The organism is Paenibacillus sp. JNUCC 34 (assembly GCF_058269055.1).
The window spans coordinates 4,636,370-4,658,038 of record NZ_CM177770.1 but is presented as its reverse complement, the minus strand read 5'-3'; the positions used below and the strand labels follow the sequence as shown (position 1 = coordinate 4,658,038).

General features: G+C 45.2%; 18 protein-coding genes. 13 read left to right on the top strand and 5 right to left on the bottom strand.

Annotated features, from left to right (window positions below):
* Window positions 1-48 precede the first annotated feature (48 nt).
* From AC2TF5_RS21865 to AC2TF5_RS21850, 4 genes are read right to left on the bottom strand one after another with little or no spacing between them, the layout of a single operon-like run.
* Window positions 49-780 (bottom strand): Rv2686c family ABC transporter permease subunit, encoded by a 732-nt coding sequence (locus AC2TF5_RS21865; RefSeq protein WP_491299230.1) that lies wholly within the window; start codon window positions 778-780, stop codon window positions 49-51.
* Window positions 777-1,541, bottom strand: coding sequence for a fluoroquinolone export ABC transporter permease subunit (locus AC2TF5_RS21860; RefSeq protein ID WP_491299229.1), 765 nt, complete (start codon window positions 1,539-1,541; stop codon window positions 777-779). The genes AC2TF5_RS21865 and AC2TF5_RS21860 overlap by 4 nt, the downstream gene beginning before the upstream one ends.
* Window positions 1,538-2,392: an ABC transporter ATP-binding protein gene (locus AC2TF5_RS21855; protein WP_491299228.1), complete on the bottom strand. Its 855-nt coding sequence runs from the start codon at window positions 2,390-2,392 to the stop codon at window positions 1,538-1,540. Before AC2TF5_RS21855 ends, AC2TF5_RS21860 begins: the two co-directional genes overlap by 4 nt.
* A complete protein-coding gene (locus AC2TF5_RS21850; protein WP_491299227.1) occupies window positions 2,389-3,006 on the bottom strand; it encodes a TetR/AcrR family transcriptional regulator in 618 nt (205 codons plus the stop codon). The genes AC2TF5_RS21855 and AC2TF5_RS21850 overlap by 4 nt, the downstream gene beginning before the upstream one ends.
* 295 nt (window positions 3,007-3,301) lie before the next feature.
* Here AC2TF5_RS21850 and AC2TF5_RS21845 point away from each other — a divergent pair, with 295 nt between their 5' ends.
* From AC2TF5_RS21845 to AC2TF5_RS21830, 4 genes are all read left to right on the top strand, one after another.
* The gene (locus tag AC2TF5_RS21845) at window positions 3,302-5,191 is read left to right on the top strand and encodes a tetratricopeptide repeat protein (protein ID WP_491299226.1); all 1,890 of its coding nucleotides are present in this window, start codon (window positions 3,302-3,304) and stop codon (window positions 5,189-5,191) included.
* Between the two features lie 173 nt (window positions 5,192-5,364).
* On the top strand, window positions 5,365-6,060 hold the full coding sequence (locus AC2TF5_RS21840) for a methionine ABC transporter ATP-binding protein (RefSeq protein ID WP_491299225.1): 696 nt from the start codon (window positions 5,365-5,367) through the stop codon (window positions 6,058-6,060).
* Entirely contained in the window at window positions 6,053-6,757 is a 705-nt protein-coding gene (locus AC2TF5_RS21835; RefSeq protein ID WP_491299224.1) for a methionine ABC transporter permease, read from the top strand. Before AC2TF5_RS21840 ends, AC2TF5_RS21835 begins: the two co-directional genes overlap by 8 nt.
* Before the next feature lie 56 nt (window positions 6,758-6,813).
* Complete coding sequence (locus tag AC2TF5_RS21830; RefSeq protein ID WP_491299223.1) at window positions 6,814-7,671, top strand: MetQ/NlpA family ABC transporter substrate-binding protein; 858 nt, start codon at window positions 6,814-6,816, stop codon at window positions 7,669-7,671.
* A gap of 563 nt (window positions 7,672-8,234) precedes the next feature.
* Here AC2TF5_RS21830 and AC2TF5_RS21825 read toward each other — a convergent pair.
* A complete protein-coding gene (locus AC2TF5_RS21825; protein WP_491299222.1) occupies window positions 8,235-9,482 on the bottom strand; it encodes an ATP-binding protein in 1,248 nt (415 codons plus the stop codon).
* 296 nt (window positions 9,483-9,778) lie between these two features.
* Between AC2TF5_RS21825 and AC2TF5_RS21820 the strand changes: the two genes are divergently transcribed.
* From AC2TF5_RS21820 to AC2TF5_RS21780, 9 genes are all read left to right on the top strand, one after another.
* Complete coding sequence (locus AC2TF5_RS21820) at window positions 9,779-11,332, top strand: sensor domain-containing diguanylate cyclase (RefSeq protein ID WP_491299221.1); 1,554 nt, start codon at window positions 9,779-9,781, stop codon at window positions 11,330-11,332.
* 237 nt (window positions 11,333-11,569) lie between these two features.
* The gene (locus AC2TF5_RS21815) at window positions 11,570-14,062 is read left to right on the top strand and encodes a PAS domain-containing sensor histidine kinase (protein WP_491299220.1); all 2,493 of its coding nucleotides are present in this window, start codon (window positions 11,570-11,572) and stop codon (window positions 14,060-14,062) included.
* A gap of 36 nt (window positions 14,063-14,098) precedes the next feature.
* Window positions 14,099-14,773 carry a response regulator transcription factor gene (locus tag AC2TF5_RS21810; RefSeq protein WP_491299219.1) on the top strand — a complete coding sequence of 225 codons (675 nt, stop codon included), beginning with the start codon at window positions 14,099-14,101 and terminating at the stop codon, window positions 14,771-14,773.
* Window positions 14,774-14,967: 194 nt separating this feature from the next.
* Window positions 14,968-15,429, top strand: coding sequence for a chemotaxis protein CheX (locus AC2TF5_RS21805; RefSeq protein WP_491299218.1), 462 nt, complete (start codon window positions 14,968-14,970; stop codon window positions 15,427-15,429).
* Window positions 15,426-15,791 carry a response regulator gene (locus AC2TF5_RS21800; protein WP_491299217.1) on the top strand — a complete coding sequence of 122 codons (366 nt, stop codon included), beginning with the start codon at window positions 15,426-15,428 and terminating at the stop codon, window positions 15,789-15,791. Before AC2TF5_RS21805 ends, AC2TF5_RS21800 begins: the two co-directional genes overlap by 4 nt.
* A 47-nt stretch (window positions 15,792-15,838) precedes the next feature.
* Window positions 15,839-17,827, top strand: coding sequence for a methyl-accepting chemotaxis protein (locus AC2TF5_RS21795; RefSeq protein WP_491299216.1), 1,989 nt, complete (start codon window positions 15,839-15,841; stop codon window positions 17,825-17,827).
* Between the two features lie 16 nt (window positions 17,828-17,843).
* The gene (locus AC2TF5_RS21790) at window positions 17,844-18,272 is read left to right on the top strand and encodes a chemotaxis protein CheW (protein ID WP_491299215.1); all 429 of its coding nucleotides are present in this window, start codon (window positions 17,844-17,846) and stop codon (window positions 18,270-18,272) included.
* A gap of 13 nt (window positions 18,273-18,285) precedes the next feature.
* Window positions 18,286-20,304 (top strand): chemotaxis protein CheW, encoded by a 2,019-nt coding sequence (locus tag AC2TF5_RS21785; RefSeq protein WP_491299214.1) that lies wholly within the window; start codon window positions 18,286-18,288, stop codon window positions 20,302-20,304.
* A 45-nt stretch (window positions 20,305-20,349) separates the two neighbouring features.
* A complete protein-coding gene (locus AC2TF5_RS21780; RefSeq protein ID WP_491299213.1) occupies window positions 20,350-21,432 on the top strand; it encodes a protein-glutamate methylesterase/protein-glutamine glutaminase in 1,083 nt (360 codons plus the stop codon).
* Window positions 21,433-21,669 lie beyond the last annotated feature (237 nt).

The window sequence follows — 21,669 nt, the reverse complement described above, 5'->3', positions numbered from 1 at the left end:
TCAATCACAGTTTGAATCAGAGTTCCTGTTAAAATAATGACCACAGTTTCAGGCGATCCGGCGTAAATATCGCCTGAACAATATCCTGAACCAGACAAGGTGCACAACTAAACCTGTGAATCCTGCAGCAATCAACTTTGGCTCATTCCATGGCATGCTGTTGGGCAGCGTAAACAGCTCAGCGACCCAAAAGGTCGGTAGTACGGCCGAGCCCCAGCGCCAGGGCTCTGGCAAGAAGTAAGATAGTACGGGTACAAAAACCAGCAGCCCTCCTATTTTAGATAACGCAAGTCCCTCCACTTTGTTGGACGCAAAGGAAACGAGGAGTAATGCCATGATCGGGCCCTCGATCAGAAGCATGGGTAGAGCCAAACCATATTGAATTGGGCTCCAGGACGAGTAACCGACCATTAGAAAAGCCAGAACAATATAAATGCCGGACAGCAGCGTCGGCAGCGTTAATCGGTGGAGAAAATATCCTTGCTGCGTGATGGGAGTAACAGCATAATAAGCAATTAACTGCTCATCTCTTTCGTCAAGCATCATTAGTCCGGCCATCACACCGATGATAAGCGGAATAAGAAGAATGGAGGTTCCGTATATGATGCCATAATGCGCCGATAATTGGAAATCAGCTGAGAGCAAAAGAGAAGTGATGATGGGCACCCCATATTTAAGCGCCAGCACCAGTAATAAAGGAGCGACAGTGATGAACACAAGCATCGGATCGCGTCCGACCTGTTTTATATCACGTTGCAGCATTTGTACGGCCCGGTTCATACCGTGAGCCCTCCTTTTTTAAAACCCCATAATAATAATTGCATGGACCGATGAGACCAGCCGAAAGCAATGCCGATCCATACGAGCAAAACGATGATCGCAAAGATGGTGTCAACTGTTTGTACCGGTTCAAAAACCGATTGGAGCAGCAGAAGCGAGGCACCAGCCGGAAAAAACAAGAAAACTTTGCTTGAAAAAATATGCAGCGTGTCCATAACGGGTAACACCAGAATGGTGGAGACAAGGATCGACGAGAAGAAGAATCCGTTCATGGTATGACAGCGTACTGCAACTCCAAGTCCAACCAAAGTAAAAAAAACAGACGTTAGCATAACAGCGATGATCAGTATTATCATGTTTCGATGGAGACCAAACGTACCAATATGGATGGCAAGGCTGCTCATCAGTGACAGACAAGTTAGTGAAAGTGTTTTTGACCAAATGTATGCTCCAAGCGGATACGGGGTAACAAACAGATTGTCGTGGATATGCTGTCCTTTTTCGAGCAGGATAAGACCACCAATAAAAAAGAAGCCGAGCATGCTTGGATCTGAAAATGTCAGGAGTATACTCCACATTACCTGCTGATTCTCAGGGATCATGTTTAATAGAATGAGATAGGCGAGGCTGATCAGCAGATAAGCGGTATAAAAATGATGGCGCAGCTGAAGTTTGATATCCTGCCTCCATGAGCAGGCAAACTGCCGAGCACCGAATTGACGAAGCCGAAGAGTAGGAGGTGCAGTGGTCTGATGCTTCATGTCAGAGTTCTCCCTGTTACTTGGATAAACAGTTGATCAAGCGTCGCTTCCTGCGTGTGGATTGTCTCGATGGAGCCGCTCCGCAGAAGTAAATGAAATGCTTCGTTATCCGCGATACCGTCCAGCTGATAATCGGCACGCTTGAGCAATGTTCCTTCCCTGTACTCCACGGATACTGCCTTTTTTCCTTCTCTCACTTTAAGCTCCCGAGGCGCGTCGATCAGCTTGATCTCACCGTCCACGATAAAAGCGACTCTGTCGCAGATCTCTTCGGCGGCATGCATGTTATGCGTTGTTAGAATGACAGTTTTTCCAAGAGCTTTTTGCTGCAAAATGATTTCTTTTACGGTGCTTGCGTTCACAGGGTCGAGCCCCGAGGTGGGTTCGTCAAGGAACAATATATCCGGACGATGCATGAGCGCTCGGCATAAGTTCAGGCGCATTTTCATGCCTTTTGAAAAATCGGACACTTTCGTCCGCCCATATTCCTCCAGCGATAACTGAGCGAGTAGATGCTCGGGTTCATCTGTGGGAACGTTATATAAGGAGCGAAACAGGTTCAGATTTTCCAGTGCCGTAAACTGGCTGTAGAAGTTGGGGAATTCAAAGGCAACGCCGATCGAGTTGTAGTACTCCCGCCCATGGTTCCTCAGCTGCTTGCCCAAAATGCAGACACTGCCTTCGTACTGCTTCAGCATGCCGATCAGTATTTTCTGGGTCGTGCTCTTTCCGGCACCCGACGGCCCGAGAAACCCGAATATTTCTCCTTGAGGGATATGAAAATTTAAGCCTTTCAGCGTGTAGTGCTTATGACCGGGATAGTGGAAGCGAAGCTCCTTCACATCAATCATGGCTCTATCTCCTTCGTTTCGATAATTAGGCCGTCCGTAATCAAATCAATGAACAGATTCATGGTATCGCGGTAGTGTTTATCCCCGATAAGATGCTTTTGCAGGGACAGTAGAATAAACGAGCGAATCATACTGACAATCACCTCGGGATTTTGAGGTTTAATCCATCCCTGCTGCTGTCCTTTCTTGATTACTGGCAGCAGGTCGTCTGCATCCTTGGTGAAGTTGCTTTCCAGTTTCTCAGCCGGGAGTTTCCGGAATAAAGACTCCGCGAACTCTTCATCGTACAGCTGCCTTAAAAAGGGGTTACTCTCCAGCACGGTAAGTGACTCGCGCAGAAATTGCTTGAAACGTTCACGGCTGAGGGGACCACCATTAAAATATGTTTCGGCCATCTGTCCGCGAATCATCTCTTCTTCCTGCTCTAGCAATTCAAAGTACAGTTCCTCCTTGGATGAATAAAACAAATAGAACGTTCCTTGAGCAATGCCGGCTGCTTTTGTCAGATCGGCAATGCTCGTTTTTTTTAATCCAAATACGGAAAATAAATGCTTTCCTTTTTGCTGCAGATCCAGCCGGATCTTTGCTTTCTCTTGTTCGTTGAACCGGGGCATACTTCGTCTCACACTCCATTGTGAATTTATGAATGAAATTATTTTATATTCATAATTAAAATCCAAATCTTAAAATTTGTCAATATTAACCACACATAGCTTTCGAAACAAAATTGAAACAACTGGAAAAAATCGGATTAATGTCTGGACAATTCCTTCTCTTATCGTCAAAATAATAGATACGTCAATCAAGTTTACTTAAAGGGTGAGAGATATGGTTTTTATCGATAGGATCTGGCTCAGAATTGGTAACTATTATCGCAGGCGTCAAGATACGGAGAAGGCGCTCAAATACATGAGGAAAGGTCAAAAGGCTATTCAATCTTTAAGTGACCAGATCATATACGCCGAACTGCTACATAATACTGGGCATTCTGATGAAGCAGTGGAATACTTAGGGCAGATTATTGAATGGAAAGGTGCGGGAAAAGCCTACGAGCGGCGGGCGCATATTTTGCGTGAGATGAATCGGGAAGAGGAAGCGATAACTGATCTGAATGAAGCTATCCTTTTAGATGGCGACAATTATTTAACTTGGTATACGAGAGGCATAGCGTATAAGGATTTAGGGAAATACGACGAAGCGATTCGAGATTTAAAGGAATCGATTAAGCGGGAGGATCGGAGTACTGTCATCTCAACCTATTATGAGTTAGGTATGACGTATTATGAGAGCGGCAACCCAGCAGAAGCTGTTGCTTGCTTCAAGGAAAGTATCAGTCTTCCGGATCGGGTTATCCCGATGTATTACTTCATGTTGGCCAGATGTCTGGATCTGATTGATTCGGTAGAGGAAGCTTTAACTGTATTGCGGCAAGGAATTGAGCTGGCTAACCGCTATGAAGCCGAGGCGGATCAAGGCTACGGGCTGTTTGATGCAAGTACGAATTACAGCTATGGTGCTTTCATGACATTTCAGCGTCAGATGAAGGAGAGCTTTTCCTTTCGGAGGCTGCTTGCCGATCTGTACCTGCAGCTTGGTCAATATGAGAAAGGGGTCGCTGCAGCGTCGGAAGGGTTGCAGAAATACGCCGGTGCGGTGGAGCTTTATTTGAAACGGGCGGAAATCTATGCAGCCTGGGGTAAAAACCATCAGGCTAAAGAAGATTTGGAGCTGGCGCTTCATCAAGATCCGAACGACTTCCGCGCCTATTTCGAGCTTGCTAGATTGCACAGAGAGGAAGATTCAGAGGAAAAAGCGACAGAAGTAGTAACGAAGCTGTACCGCTTGCATCCGGAATCTCCATTGGTATGCTACTGGATGGCCGATAGCTTTTATCGCATGGGACAGAATGACAAGGCTATTCAGTTGAATGACAAATTGCTTGAGATGGAAAATGATGACCCTGCAAACTATACGCAGCGTGCTGATATCTGTATTGAAATGGGTGATCTGCCTTTAGCGGAACAGGCGTTGAATGATGCGTTGAAGCTCAGCGACCTACCAGAAATTCATAATAAACAAAGTTATGTTAAGTATCTGCAGGGCAAGAATGAAGAAGCATTGCTTGAGCTCCAGAAAGCCGTTTCACTGGACCCTGATTTTGCAGAACATCCGACCTATTTAACTGCAAGCGGCCATATTTATAAAGAGATGGGATTGTGGGAGCTGGCGATTGATGCTTATACGAAAGTCATTCATGCGAATCCTGGCAATCCGAGATTATATGAATTTCGTGCGATCTGCTTTTTGGAGACGGAACAATTGGACAGAGGACTATCGGACTGTACCCAAGGGATTGAGCTGGACCCAAGTTATGCAGGGCTTTACAGCCTCCGTAGCGGCATTTACCTCTCAATGATGGATTATACAAGAGCCAGAATGGATATTATGAGCTTTCTTGAGCTTCAGCCCGGGCATCCGGGTGCATATTATCGCTTGGGTCAAATCCATTACAAGGATAACGACGAGGAGGCTGCATTGGAAGCTTTTGACGAGGTGCTGAACATTATGCCGGAACATGCGGAAAGTTATTTGTACAAGGCTCATATTTATTTCCAGCAGTTAGAGCCGGAAGAAACCGTCCAGAATATTGTAAACTGGAGCCTGCACTTGAATAAAGAAAGTTCTCCGTCTGAGAAGATTAAAGCGATCGAAGCCTTGGAAGGATTTGATGAGACCATTCTGGAGCGGGCAGTTAAGAAGCTAACGGAAATGTACGGTCACCAACTGTACTTGTCTTGACGTTACAAAATCCCAAACATTGCTTTACTCTATAAAAAAGACCACTTAGTTCAAATTTGTGATATGATTATTATTGCTTTCACGAGAAACGGTTTCGTCCTTGGAAGGACGTGAACCGTTTCTTCTTGTGCTTATACATACAGTGCTTGTAGAAGTAGTTAGGGAGGTACATTATGATATCCTTACAGCAGGTGAGTAAAAGTTTCGGACCTCCGAACAAGCGTTTTTTGGCCATTGACTCCGTCACCCTAAGCATTGAAGAGGGGGATATTCACGGCATTATAGGAGCGAGCGGTGCTGGTAAATCGACACTTCTTCGCTTAATGAATGTTCTGGAAAGACCCGATTCCGGACGTGTGATTGTGGATAAACGCGATTTAACTGGGCTCGGGAATAGACAGCTCCGAGAGGCAAGAAGATCCATCGGAATGATCTTTCAGCATTTTAATCTGATTAGCAACCGGACCGTAGGCGGAAATGTAGTCTTACCGTTAGAGCTTGCAGGTGTACAGAAAAAGGAAAGGCTCAATCGGATGGAGGAATACCTACATTTTGTCGGACTCTGGGATAAAATGGACCAATATCCCGCCCAGCTTAGCGGTGGACAGAAGCAGAGAGTCGCGATTGCCCGGGCATTGGCGAACCGTCCCAGGGTACTGCTCTGTGATGAGCCAACTTCAGCTTTGGATTCACAGACCACTTCCGGTATCCTTGATGTGCTGAGTCACGTAAATGAGCGTTACGGGGTTACGGTTGTGATGGTTACGCATGAGATGAATGTGGTAAACCGGATTTGCAGGCATGTTTCGGTCATGGACAACGGCCATTTGACGGAAACAAATCCGGTGGAGGTTCAAGCTAATGATTGATTTTTTGAACGAAATGGTGCAATATGTGAATGACTATTTTGCTTATGTGGCGCAGTATCAGTCAGAAATATGGAAAGCGATCGGAGAAACGTTTTTTATGGTCGGCATATCTATCGCTGCGGCTATAATACTGGGTCTTCCGGTAGGAACACTATTATATCTGTGCCGAAAGGGACAGCTCTATGAGAATGCGCTCATATTCTCCCTGTTAAATGGGGCAGTGAACATCATTCGCTCGTTTCCTTTCCTGCTGCTTGTGGTCATCATGATCCCGTTTACCCGTATGCTGGTCGGAACGTCCATCGGCACAATGGCGGCAGCGGTACCGTTATCCGTGGTTGCAGTAGCCTATTATTCCAGGCTGGTGGAGCAATCACTGCTCGACGTTCCGAAGGAAGTGACCGTGACAGCCTCTTCTATGGGCGCATCAACGCTGCAGTTGATCTTTAAATTTCTGTATGTGGAAGCTCGTTCGGGACTCGTACTGGGACTGACAACATCTACGATCAGCTTTATATCCTATTCGACGGTGATGGGAATTGTTGGCGGAGGCGGTGTGGGCGATTTTGCGATCCGTTACGGATATCAGAGATTTGAGACGGAAATTATGGTGTTTACGATCATTATCATGATCATACTGGTTCAGTCGATCCAATTTACTGGCAATCTGCTGTCAAGGCTGTTGGATAAAAGATAATATATTCCGGCAGTTCATCAAGCTTATTACATCAAATGATAGGGGTATGGTTTACTATGAATTTCATGTCAAAATTTTCTCGAAGTATGCTGGTTGGCCTTCTGGCTGCCGTTATGCTCGTAGTCGCAGGCTGCGGACAGAAAGAAACAGCAGAGCCTGCGGGCGAAACAGAAAAGGAAGCTGCAGGTAAAGAAGTAACTTTGAAAGTTGCCAGCCTGATTCCGCCGATGACCGAAGTGCTGGAGCTTGTGAAGCCGAAACTGAAAGAAGACGGTATTAATCTGGATATTGTCATTCTGTCCGATAATGTTCAACCGAACAATGCGCTTGCTAATAAGGAAGTGGATGCCAACTTCTTTCAACATGTGCCTTATATGGAGGAGTATAACGTGAATAACGGTAGCGAGCTTGTACCTATTGAGCCGATTTATCATGCGATTTACGGTGGTTACTCCAAGCGTTATAAGTCCATTGAGAAGCTGCCGGATGGAGCGACGATCGCTGTTGCCAATGACCCGTCCAACCTTGGACGTTCTCTTGTCTTGCTTGAGAAGCATGGACTTATCAAGCTTAAGGAGGGTGTAGGCATCAAAGCTACTACAGCTGATATTGTGGAGAATTCTAAGAAATTTAAATTCCAGGAAGTCGATCTGTTGATGCTGTCTCGTACGCTGGATGATGTGGATATGGCAATCATGACTCCGGCTTATGCCAAGCCGCTCGGTTTGACACCGAAGAAAGATGCGCTGATTACTGAGGGAACAGACTCTGAATTCGCGATCACTTTGGTGGCACGGAAGGACAATGCAGATTCTGAAGCTATTCGTAAGCTTGCCGAGGCAATGACAGGCCCTGAGGTGAAGAAATTTTTCGAAGAGAATTATGATGATATAGCGATTCCTGCATTTGAATAAGAATTTTGAGTTGATAAAGATAGGACTGTCCCAAAAGTAGATCCGGGGCGTCTTCATCTTATAAGAAAGAAGAATGTAGACCATAAAATGGTAGTCCGAGATGTACTTGGACTACCATTTTATTATTTTTAATGCGGCTGACTTTATTTTTCGATTTGCTTGCTGTAGCGGACATATTTCACAAGCAGTGGGGATACGAAGTATTCCGGAGAAGCATTAGCGGTAAAAGCTTTCCCAAGGAAAGCGCGCAACGGAAGCATATGACGGAATAATGGTGCACTTTATACAACATTGGATGAGCAGAATGCCTGAACCTACTGATATTGTTGCAGATTGTACAACAATCCCTACTGAAAAGAGGTAAATAAATGATTCCCTATCCCGATTGTTGTATATCATGCAACAATCCGTTCTCCACCGCTATATGACGGAATAATGTTGCGCTTTATACAACATTTACTGACCAAATCCAGTCGGATTATTTGGAGTGGTCACATTTCATAGGTAAGAAGGTTCAATCAGGTATTGATATGTCTTAAACGTCGTTAATGTATAGCGCAGCGTCACGCAAGAGGCAGTGAAATGGTAAACACGGTTCCTGAATACGGCTCGCTTTTAACGGAAATCGTACCGTTCATGGAACGTATAGCTTGATAGGAAAAGGTTAGCCCGAGTCCGGTGCCGTTGCTTTTGGTAGAATAATAGATTGAGCCAAGCCGGCTCATCTGTTCTTCATCCATCCCCACACCGTTATCCTGGATTTCGAGTTGAACCCGGCGGAGATGCTGCAAGAATTGAATGCTGACTCTGGCCTTGGGCATATCGGCGCTGGCTTCAATTGCATTTTTAATAAAGTTAACGAGAAGCTGTTTCATCTCTGTAGGGTTACCGGTGATATGCACGGGAGCAGCCGGGTACGACACTTCCAAAGAAACATTGTTCATGTTGGCGTATGGCGTCATCACCTCAACGACCGTTTTTAGCTGCACGACAAGATCGATATGCTGATGGAAGGTAGCCAGAGGTTTACTGATGGACAGGTAATTTGAAAGAATTTGTTCTGTACGGTGGATTTCTTCAATACTGATATCGATGAAACGTTCTGTTTTTTCCCAGCCTAACGTGTTCGCGCGAATTAATTTCAGAAAACCGAGGACGGTCGTCAGAGGGTTGCGTACTTCATGGGCGAGCGAAGCAGCCACTTGATTAATGGTCTCGACCTTCTCGTTCTGGATAACTTTAAGATATAACTCCTTGTCTGTGACAGATTTATTGAACAAAGTGATGAGCAGCCAAATGCCAAGACAATTATGAACTGGCATAGCTAGAATGTTAAACGTTACATTGGAAAGTATATAATCCGTTTTGGTGATGTAAAGCACGACTATAGGAATGATGGAAAAGCTGATTCCAGCGATGAACGTAATCCAATACTTTTTTTTGATTTTGTAATAAAGAGAGCTTAGTAGAATGGATAAAGGAAAGGAGATAGCCAAAATAATAAAGGCGTCCAAAGTGCCTGAACCACCAATATATAATCGGTATATTATAAATTCTACGAGTAAAATAAAGCCGGTCGTAACCCCGCCAAACAAGATGCCAAAAAATATGATGACATACCTGACATCAAAGACAAGTCCATCCTGTACACTGAGGGGAAAGGTCATGGACAGTATGAGGCAGAATGAACAAGTAAATATGATGAACCGTCTGGAGTAGTTTACCTCAAGGTTGCGGTAGTAGATGTTATACAATACAAATGGTGTAAGTGCGAACAGCAGCTGGAGGAGTATTTCTTTGATTTCTGACAAAATGTATCACCCTCTGGAGGACTGAAAGTATGTCGATACTTTCGTCATTTTTATTGAACTAATCTTTCGACATCGGATGAAAAAATCCTTGGTTTTTTTGTGAAAACCGCAAAAAAATTTAAATAATCTGTGAGATAAGCGGAATGGAATTTAAATTCATAATTTAGAATAATATTTCGTGAAGAACAACGACATTTTTCGCCATATTTTGTTATAATGGGATAATAATCCTGTTATTTGACCTGTCCAACCGGGTTCCGTCAGGGTTTTAATTTTGGAACGAAGGAAGGCTCATCGTGGGAAAGCACAAAGGATTCAAGCTCCGTATTATACTCGGCTTACTCGTTATCAGTTCCATTGTGTTAACCGCTGTTGTTGGAGGATATTTAGCGGTAACCGCCAATGTGAAGTCTTTGACCTACAATTATTTGGAGAGCAACTATCAATATGCCAAGAAACTGGCATCGAATACAACCGATATTTTAGATAATATGCAAAACAACATGAACAGTGTTGCCCGCTTAGCAGGAGAATCAACCTTTAGTCAGCGGGATTTGGATATTTGGTTCAAGGCGAATGAGCAGTATTTTAATTCGGTCTTTATTGCTGATTCAAGACGCCAGATTAAGGCCGTCACTCCCGATCAGGAATATAGCCTGGTCGGGAGTCAACTCACATCGGAAGCTTCCGTTCAAGCCGTGGAGATGAAAGCTTCGATCATTTCGAAACCTTACGTAGCAAAGACAGGACGCTTGATCCTGCTGATCTCCTCCCCGATTTATGACGCTCAGGGAAATTATAAAGGCTTTGCAGGAGGAACGATCTATCTGCAGGAGGACAATGTACTCAGCAGGTTGCTGAGTGAGCATTTTTACGGAAACGGCTCCTATGTCTACGTGACGGATAATCACTCTCATCTTATCTTTCACCCGGATTCCCGGCGGATTAATCGGACCATCATTGGAAATGATGTCGTTCAGCAAGCAATCAGCGGAAAAAGCGGCACTGCCGAAATAACGAATACCGAAGGAATATCGTTCTTTGTAGGTTATGCTTATGAGCCGAGAGGCGGCTGGGGAATTGTGTCACAGACCCCTGTTTCGGTTCTGGATGAACCGCTAAAGAAGCTTGTATGGAGTATCTTGCTTCATGCTCTGCCGATTTGTATCGTCATTTTGTTCGTTGCCTGGCGCGTTTCCCGTTATATTTCAACTCCCCTCTACGAGTTAGCTAAATTCTCGGAAGATGCGGTCGTGTCCAAAAAATCAGTTCCACCAGCGATGCCCAAGATTTCTTCTCTCATCTATGAAGTGAGACAGCTGCACCATAGCATAGGCAATCATTTGACCCATCTCAATGATGAAATGCAAATTGATGGTCTTACAGGATTGGCTAATCGCAAAACATTTGATTTAACGCTCCAGGAATGGCTCGATGAACGTCAGCCGTTTGCACTTATTTTGATAGATATCGATTTTTTAAAACGAGTAAATGATATGTATGGACATGCGATTGGGGACGAGGTGTTGAAATATCTAGCTTCGGAGATGCGTTTGTTCACAGGGCTAGAGGATTTATGTTTCCGCTATGGTGGAGAAGAATTTGGTATTGTGATGAAGCACGCGAGTCTTCAAAAGGCAGTTGAGCTTGCTAATACTCTCCGTCAAGATATGGCTGAGGGACCGGGGCCAAACGGAGTAGAGGTTACCATATCGATTGGGATTGCGATATACAACGAAACGGAGTTATTGACCTCTAGGGAAATTCTGGAGAGGGCGGATGTAGCCCTTTACAGGTCTAAACTGGAAGGTAGAAACCGGGTTACCGTATTTACACCGGAGGAGATATAAAATCTAATCTGGATATAGATGTTAAATGAGAAACCTTTCTATTCATATCCGGTAGGGCTCTATGCCCTACCAATGGTGAGGTTTTTTTCATTTTTGTGCCAGTGAAATATATTGACTTTTGGTTGGAAATATATTCGCAAATGCGAAATGTGTGCCGATAATAAACATTGATACCTCTTATGGGAATGAGGGGAAATGTTCCTTACAACTAAAGAAAGTTAAAGGAGACTCGGCAGCTTGGGCCTGAACTATATCATGCTTTCACTACTTCAACAGTTTTTCAATGTCGTCATTGTTTATATGCTGTGTCAGTGCTGTAGCAAGAGTATTGGGTACTGCCGACACATGGGAAGTGCTGAACGAAAATGCAATTTTCTCGTAAAAAAGCATCATTTTAGATACAAGAGCAAAGTGAAACCGCAACAACCCAGTGACAGCCATGAGGAACAGGAGGACTTATCTTATTTTGAACGGGAGTTCAAAGAAAGTTTGGAACGTTATGGGTGGTTGGTTGATCTCTCTCCGCAGCCGATAATTGTACAGAACAATGAGAGGATCATTTTTATTAACCCGGCAGGGGTGAAATGGTTTGGGGCAAGCTCGCAGGCAGAGCTTATCGGCAGGCCGATTTACGACATTTTACCGCCGCATGAAATCCATAAAGTCCGCAAACAAATGGATCACATTGTGACTCATAAGTATGGACAAGCGATTGAATATGACATTGTCACACTCAAGGGGCAGCTGATTGAGGCGGAAGTAACAGGAATCTATGACGAACATACCGGACATACGATTCGCATTTTTTACGATATTTCGGAACGCAAAAAAATGGAAAGAGCACTTAAAGAAAGTATGGAGCGTTACCGGAGACTGGTGGAACTTTCACCAATTGCGATTGCGGTATCGAAAGACGGAAAGTTGATATACCTTAATCCCAGCGGGATACGGATTGTCGGGGCGTCCGGACTACAGGATATTGTCGGGACAAGCCCTTGGAGCTGGGTAGTCGAGGAGGACCGGGATTGGGGTAAGGTTGTCCGGAAAGAGCTGCTGGAGAATGGATATGTGTCTCCAAAGGAAGTTAAGATTAAACGGATTAATGGTGAAATTATTGATATTGTGGCAAGCGCTATTTATGATAACCAATCGGGTACGGTCGAAATCGTCATGGAAGATATAACGGAGCGTAAGCAGGTGGCACAGGCTCTGATGGATAGTGAGCAATTGAACCGGCAGTTGATTGAAATATCGCCCGTGGCAATGCTGCTGCACAAAAACTTTACATATACGTATGTTAATCCGAAAGCCCTGTCGTTACTGGGCGCATCGGAGCCGGATGACTTAATGGGCCGTCCGATTCTCGACATTATTCATACGGATTCGAAAGCGTTGGTGATGGATTATATAAACAAAGTATATCAGGAACAGGGGGCTATCCAGTTAGGAGAACACCGCATTATGCGGCTCGATGGAAGTATAATTGATGTGGAGGCCATTTCGGCTTCCGTTCCATTTAAAGGGGCGGGTACGGCTGTAACGATTGTTAGAGATATTACAGAACAAAAGAGAATCGAAGAAGACAGGAAATACGCTGAAGATATGATACGCGAAAGCGAAGACCGGTATTTTCGACTACAGATGAGTCTGGATCAGTTCTCTTCTGACTTGTTCGGCATGGTGAAGGTAGAGGATTTGAATAGCCGGTTTGTCAGGGAAGTCTGCCAGGTGATTTCGACCGATAGGGTTAGCTTCATTGAAGTAGACCGTGACTCTAATGTTACAGTAACTCATGGATATCATCAGATTCCACAGTACATTTTGGAGACGATACAGGAACAGTGCGCAGAGAACTTGCCTCTTTGTGAAATGATCGATACGCTCGACGGTCATTTCGTGAAGATCGGTGAAATACACGGCAAGAGCTGTATCTTGTGTGTAGGGGAGAATTCCCCGTTTTTACTCATCCAGGCAACAAAAGTATGGCTAGAGACGATTTCTCGTTATGTTAGTGTACTGTATGATAATTTCCGAGCTATCGAGGATTTAACCCGGGAGCTCGAACAATTCGCCTCGCAGCAGACCACCCCCGTGTGGCTGCTGCGGTTTATGTTTCAGCTGTCTGAGAACGAAAGGAAACATCTGGCACAGGATTTACACGATGCAGCCCTTCAGGAGCAGATTATCTGGTACCGCAGGCTGGATCAGCTTATATCGGAGAGAAGTTTACCGAAAGATTCGCTTCAAGAGCTGGAATGCATTAAGCAAGGATTACTGGATGTCATTTATCAGATACGCATTACATGCAATGAATTACGCCCACCGCTCCTTAAAGAGGTAGGGCTTGAAAGATCGCTCGAGGCGTTATTTGAATTTACGCAGCTTCGATCTGATTATGCGATACGGTTCGATTGTATGGGTGTAAGCCATGATCTGAACGATGACCTGATCATCGGGCTGTACCGCATCGTTCAAGAGATGCTGGCTAACGCATCGAAACATTCGAACGCAACACAAGTCATTATTAAGCTCTACAGTGATTTAGACATGATTCATCTGAATTATGAAGATAACGGGATCGGTATGAATGTGATGGAGAAGATATCTATTTTTGGAAGTATGGGGGTATATGGTATTAAGGAACGTGTCCGAAGTATGGATGGGGAGATTGAATTTGTTTCGTCGCCACATAATGGTTTATCTATTCTTATATCTGTACCAATCAGCTGAATAGCACAGGAACAATGTGAATGGGGGAAAATCAAGATGTATCAGATTTTATTGGTTGATGACCATCCTTCTGTCATGGAGGGAACCAAAATGTTACTTGAACAAGAGGGCGATTTAATCGTTACATTGGCAAACACGGGAGATCAGGCATTAGAGCTAGCTAAAGAGCGCCCCTTTGATGTCATGCTTATTGACCTGCATATGCCAGGTATCAATGGTATTGACCTTGCTAAAAAGATACTTACAGCGGTACCTGAAGCTATTATTTTGACTTATACCGGCTATGATTTTATGAATCATTTTAATATTATGATTGAAGCAGGAATTGCAGGGCTTGTACATAAAACTTCGAACAAGGAGCAGCTTGTTACAGCGGTTCGTTGCGCCCTTCGAGGTGAGGTCGTACTGCCACTTTCTCTTGTTAGGCAGATGCGAAGAACTACAGATCATGGTTTTAAAGATATTAAAGATACCGGAACCAGTTCAATCACGACTAAAGAGTATAAAATATTGAAACAAATCGCTGGTGGCATGAGCAACAAGGAAATAGCAGAACAGGTCATTATGAGCCAGCGGTCATTGGAATATTGCCTGACCAATCTGTTTCAAAAGCTGAATGTAAAGTCACGCATAGAAGCGGTAATGAAGGCTAAAAATCTCGGACTTTTGTCGGATTCGGATTTCATCAAGCAATCTTTAAAAAAACAATAAGATACAGATAGGGAAGGCCCGTTATTCAGTGGAAACGGGTCTTTTTTTTGCGCAATTCGACAAAATACTGCAAATATCCGCAAAATTTTTGCGTGGCAGCGCAATTTATTTTCGGTTACCTTCCATGGTCCTCGGTGTATGATTATTTGCATACATAGGCCTATTTTCACAAAAAGAGGGTGGTTCTAGTGCAAATGAACGAGAATGATTCGCTATTGCTGAATAGTACTATCGAATCGATGGGACAGGTATTCATGCAATCAATGGATGCTTCTCAGCCTATTCCGATCGAACAAGGACTGGTACAGAGCGGCATTGGTGTGCTGATCGGGATCATGGGGGACTTACAGGGACGTCTCGTGTTTCATGGGGACCTCGAGACCTTTAGCCGTTTGGGTGAATCGATGTACGGCATGCCGTTGGAAGGGGAGATGCTCCACAGTTTTATCGGAGAAATGGCAAATATGATTGCTGGAAACACATCCACCATTTTATCCGGTAAAGGAAAGCATGTGGACATTACACCACCTACGATCATGTCGGGACAGTTGGAAATATACGGATTCGAGGCAGGGATACATGTATCCGTTCATCTTGAAGAGATTGGGAAGATACATATAGCACTGTTGTTTCATACCAAAGGAGGATCAACATGAAAACGAAGGTATTAATTGTGGATGATGCGGCATTTATGCGGCTGGTGCTTAAAAATATGCTGGACAAGAACGGATTTGAGGTTGTAGGTGAAGCTGCCAACGGACAGGAGGCGATAGATAAATATAAGTCTCTTTCTCCCGATCTCGTTACGATGGACATCACCATGCCCGTTATGGAAGGGATCGAAGCGGTTAAGCGTATCAAACAGCTGGATGCGGAGGCCAAAATCATCATGTGTTCTGCCATGGGGCAGCAGATTATGGTCGTTCAATCGCTGCAGGCTGGAGCTAAAGATTTTATCGTAAAACCTTTTCAGGAAGAAAGAGTACTGGAGTCGATCCGGAGAGTTATAGGGGCCTGATCCAAGGTTCCATATAAAAAATACTATGATAAGCAAGGGGATGCACGATGAAACGTATAAAATCTATCTTTTCTATGAGGCTACAGGCTCGAATGTTAATTGTAATTCTAGGTTCTATCGTTATTTTATTAGGTGGAATGCTGACTGCAATAGCCTTGATTACCAATAATACATCCATGAAATCTGCGATATCCCTGACAGAGACAGCCGGAGAGAAGATCGGTGTATCTGTTCAGAATAGGCTGGATAGAACCATGGGCACAGCACGTACTTTGGCTCACAGCTTTGAGGTTATGAAGAAACAAGGTGACACGGACCGCGAAACCGTTAATACCATTATTAAAAATGTTCTGGAAAAAAATGAATCGTATCTGGCAGCCTGGACGATCTGGGAGCCAAATGCGTTCGATGGCAAAGATCAGCAGTACAAGAATACATCGGGTACCGATCAGAGCGGGAGACTGATACCTTACTGGAAGAGAACAGATGCAGGGTTAAAGCTCAGTCCACTTGAAGCATATGAAGAGGACGGCATAGGTGATTATTATCTTAAAGTCAAGAACAGTGGCGAGGAGGCGATTATTGAGCCATATAAGGAGAAATTTGACGATAAAGATGTCTTTATGACCTCACTTGTTGTGCCGATTAAAGAAAATAACGAAGTTATTGGCGCAGTAGGGATAGACATCGATCTTGAAGAGCTGCAGAAGATGATGGATCAATTCGAGCTGTATGATACCGGATATGCGCATATATACTCCAATACGGGAACAGTCGTTACACTGCCTGACCAAAGCCAGATCGGAAACAATTTGAAAGACGTTTATCCTAGCGAGCGGGTTCCGGATATTCTCGCAGCGATTAGCGAAGGCAATACATTATCTTACAATGACAAGGGTACCTATCTGATGTATACACCGATACAAATCGGAAATACCGATACGCCTTGGTCTGTAACCATCGTCATTCCTATGAAGGAGATTATGGCTGACTCACAAGCGCTTATGTACTACATCATTGCGGCTGGTGTCGTTACATTAATTCTGTTAGGACTTGTGATCGTGTTGCTGACCAATACCATTGTAAGGCCTTTAAACCGTGCAGTTGTTGTTGGGGAAAGCATGGCTCGGGGAGACTTTACGCAGGAGCTTCCAGAGGCATACCGGGATCGTAAAGATGAAATCGGAACATTCGCCAGAGTGTTTCATGAGATCACTGAGAGCATGACCAACATGATTGGTCAGGTGAACATGAATGCTTCGCAGGTTGCAGCCGCTGCACAGCAAATTTCCGCTAGTGCTGAAGAGTTGGCTGGGGGTAGCAGCCAGCAGGCCGATTCTGTTCAGACCATCAATGAGCTGTTTAAGGAGTTGTCGTTCGCGATCAATGCGGTGGCCAGCAGCGCGACATCCGCTGCCGAACTCGTGAACGAGACTGCAGGCATTGCATCCCAGGGGGGAACCGTTGTCCAGCAGTCGATTGAAGGCATGAATCGTGTGAACCGGCAGGTATTGAAGCTGGAGGATGATTCGACACGTATAGGGGAAATCATTGAAGTCATTGATGATATCGCTGAACAAACGAACCTGCTTGCACTCAATGCAGCGATTGAAGCTGCACGCGCAGGGGAGCAGGGCCGCGGATTCGCTGTTGTAGCCGACGAAGTCCGCAAGCTCGCCGAACGAAGCGGGGAAGCGACCAAACAGATCGCCACCATCATTAAAGGAATGCAAAACAACACGACTGAAAGTGTCAAGGCCGTAGAAGCAGGGGTTATCTCAACGGAGAAAACAGGTGAATCTTTTGATCACATCATCTCGATGGTTAACGATTCATCCAATACCGTTATGGAAATAGCAGCGGCAAGTGAAGAGCAGGCGGCTCAGGCTGCCGAAGTAGTTACGGCAATCGAGAGTATTTCCGCCTCAGCGGAAGAAACCGCCGCAAGCAGTGAAGAAACGGCATCAACTGCGCAGTCGCTGGCTCAGTTGGCGGAAGAACTGAACAATATGGTAGCAGCTTTTAAAATTAAGTAGTGCGAGGAGTTATATCATGCAGGTAACCGGGAAAGAGCAGTATGTTGAGTTTGGCATTGAAAATGAACAGTATGCTATCCGGATACAGGATATACACGAGATTATTAAAATGCAGGAGATTACACCCATTCCGAATATGAGGGAATTCGTTAAAGGTGTCATCAATCTGAGGGGGACCATTGTTCCGGTTATCAGTCTCCGTTGTTTATTCGATATGGCAGAGACGGAAGTCACCAAATACAGCAGAATTGTTGTGGTTCATCATCAGGAAGAAGCGGTCGGTATTATCGTGGACTATGTTAACAAGGTAACCACATTCTCCGATATCCAGCTTCCGCCGGAGCGGGTTGGAGGAATAAATGGCGGATTTTTCACGGGTATTGGCGTAGCGGACAACGGACTGGTTGGCATTTTGCAATTGGACGAAGTTCTGCTGCATGAATAGGGGAGGGGACGGCATGCTGTCCGAGTATAAAGAAGTTTTTATGGAGGAGCTGGATGAACAGCTTCAACTAATGGATGATGAGATTTTAAAGCTGGAGCAGGAAGGCGATAAGGGCGATGCAGTGCAAAGTCTGTTTCGTGCAGCCCATACGTTAAAGGGATCATCGGCAGCTATGGGATTTGATACGATGAAACAGTTAACCCACGAGATGGAACATTTGCTCGATCAGGTTAGAAGTCATCAATTGACAGTTTCTGCCCCTTTAATCGACCTACTGTTTCAAGCGCTGGACAACCTGAAACTTCTGAAGCTGGAGATTATGGAAGGTGAAGAGAGTCTGACAGACATATCCGGATGTGTGTATGACCTTCAACATTTTGGACATGTCACCGAGGATATGAAGCCTGGCCCTGAGTTAGTGTCAGAACCTCTTATCAAACCGCAGATCAGTATGGATAATAGGCTGAGAGTATCGGAATGTCTGGAGCAGCAGCTTCAGGTGAACTGGATATTTTTGCGGATTTCAGCGTCCTGTTTCATTAAAGGGGCAAGAGCCTATGTCATTCAGATGAGCCTTGCGGAATGCGGGGAGATTCTATACACTTCACCGGATCTTGGAGAACTTGATGAGCAGGGGGAAGAAGGGGAGCTGGAGCTGGTATTTCTTCATGCAGGTGTCTGCGACGTGGAGAAGCTGTATTCCATAGCTTCAGGGCTCATGGATGTGGAGCAAGTTATAGTTGAGCCTGTCCAGTTGGAGGAAATCGCTATTCTTCCGGTTTCCACCCCTACCCCTATTAAGGAGTTGGAGTCAGCAGAATCATCCTCCGCTGTAAAGTCCAAGCCGCAGACCATTCGAGTAAGCGTGGAGCGGCTGGAGCATTTAATGAACTTGGTGGGCGAGCTTGTTATCGACCAGACCCGGATTCATCAGGTGGAGCAGATACAGAGAAGACGGTTTGCGGATGATTCCGTGACGGACCTTGCCCATATTTCCGACCATCTGTCGCGTGTTATCGGTGATCTGCAGGATAGTGTCATGAAGGCAAGAATGCTGCCAATCGAGCAGCTGTTTAATCGGTTCCCGCGCATGATCCGGGATTTGGGCCGGGATTTAGGAAAAGATATCGATCTGTTGATTGAGGGGAAAGACACCGAGCTTGACCGTACGTTAATCGAGGAGATTAGTGATCCACTCATCCATCTAATCCGTAATGCGGTGGATCATGGGATTGAAACGCCGGACGCCCGGGTCGCTAAAGGCAAATCCCCCACAGGGAAGCTGATGATTCGCGCGGCGCATGAGGATAATCAGGTTGTTATTTATGTGAAGGATGACGGAGCTGGAATTGATCCGGCCAGAATGAAGTCGTCGGCTATAAGCAAAGGTCTGCTGACAGCAGAAGAAGCAGAAGCTTTAAGTAAGAGGGATGCTGTGGAGCTCATATTTCGGCCGGGATTTTCAACAGCAAGCGTCGTAAGTGATGTGTCGGGCCGCGGCGTGGGTATGGATATCGTGAAAAGCCATATCGAAAAAATGAACGGGTTAATCGACATTGAAACCGAGCTTGGATCGGGTACTCAGTTCAAGATTAAGCTTCCGCTCACACTTGCGATTATTGAAGGCCTTCTTGTAAAGATTTCCGGTCAAACCTTTATTATTCCCATGAGTAACATTGCTGAAATTGTGAGAGTTAAGGCAGAGGAGCTGGTGAAGCTCCGGGGACAGTCGGTTCTACTGCTGCGTAATCAAGTAATTCCAGTATCCTGGATACAGGAACATTTTAAAATCGCAAGCCAGGAGCGTCATAAGAACCAGCTTTCTCTTGTCATTGTTGGATCGGCGGAAAAGCGTCTCGCTCTGGTCGTTGATGAGCTTATCGGAAATCAGGAGATTGTCATCAAATCACTGGGATCCTATATCGGCAAGGTGAACGGCATTGCTGGCGGTACGATTCTCGGGGACGGCAGCGTAGCCCTCATCATGGAAATATCAGCATTGATCAATCAAATCAGCGAAAAAAAGCAATAAGTGGATGGGGTAGAGAATGTTTAAGATAAAGGAAGATTGCCTTTTATGGGATCAATAAAAGTATTGGTTGTGGATGATTCGCTGTTTATGCGTAATCTGATTGTGCGTCTGATGAAAGAGGACGACTCCATTGAAGTGATTGGAACTGCCCGAAATGGAGTTGAGGGTGTGCGTATGGTCAAAGAGCTGCGTCCTGATATTGTGACCATGGATGTTGAAATGCCGGAAATGAACGGGATGGAAGCATTGAACCACATCATGGATGAACTGCCAACCAGAGTGATTATGCTCAGTGCACTGACAAAGGAAGGGGCGGAGATTACGGTCACGGCACTTCAGAGCGGGGCTGTAGATTTTATACCCAAGCCTTCTGTATCGGGTGCTGCGGATCTTGAAGAAGCCAAGAAAGAAATTATAAGCAAGATTAAGGCTGCAGCCCGGACTCCACTTTCTACGCTCATTGCTGCAAGACGGAGTCTGAATCACACAGTACAGCGGCCTTCAAGTCCAAAAACGGTGGAAAGACCGAAGGAGTTTAATCAGATTGTGGCAGTGGGTACTTCTACAGGAGGACCAAAAGCGCTGCAAACCGTGCTGACTGGACTTCCTGCACAGTTCCCCTTCCCTGTTTTGGTTGTGCAGCATATGCCTCCGAAATTCACAACATCGTTGGCAGAGCGGTTAGATCAGATATGCCGGATCTCCGTGGTGGAAGCTGAGGACAATCAGTTGCTTCAAGGAGGAACAGCTTATATCGCTCCGGGGGGATACCATATGACCGTAGTGATGAGGCAAGGGGAATACCGCATTGTGCTGCATCAGAAGCCACAAGTCAATGGGCACCGGCCATCGGTGGATGTGTTGTTCCACTCTGTGTCGGATTTGGCAGGTCTGAAACGTCACTTTGTGCTTATGACGGGCATGGGCAGCGACGGAGCCAAAGGAATGGCTTACGCAAAACGCCACGGAGCTGCATCTACGATAGCAGAGGCCGAGGAAACATGTGTTGTATTCGGCATGCCTAGGACAGCCATCAAGCTGAACTGTGTGGATCATGTGCTGCCGGTTACCGTTATTGCCGCAAAAATAAGGCAGCTTACAAGTTCACCCACAGGGGAACTCTTATAAATCTTAACCAAATGAATTATTGTTTTGGGAGGATTCTCATGGTTGGGCAACGGCCGGATGCTTGTAGGAAGCACCGGCTGTTTTTGTTGATCTTTCAAGGCAAAAAGGGGGTAGAAAATGAGTAAATAAAAAAACAGTTGAACATTTTTTTGTTCGGTGGTATTCTGGCAATGAGCTCTTGAAACCGCTTTCTTTATCGGTATTTTGAGAAACCGGTTTCTCGTAATTTTTACCAAT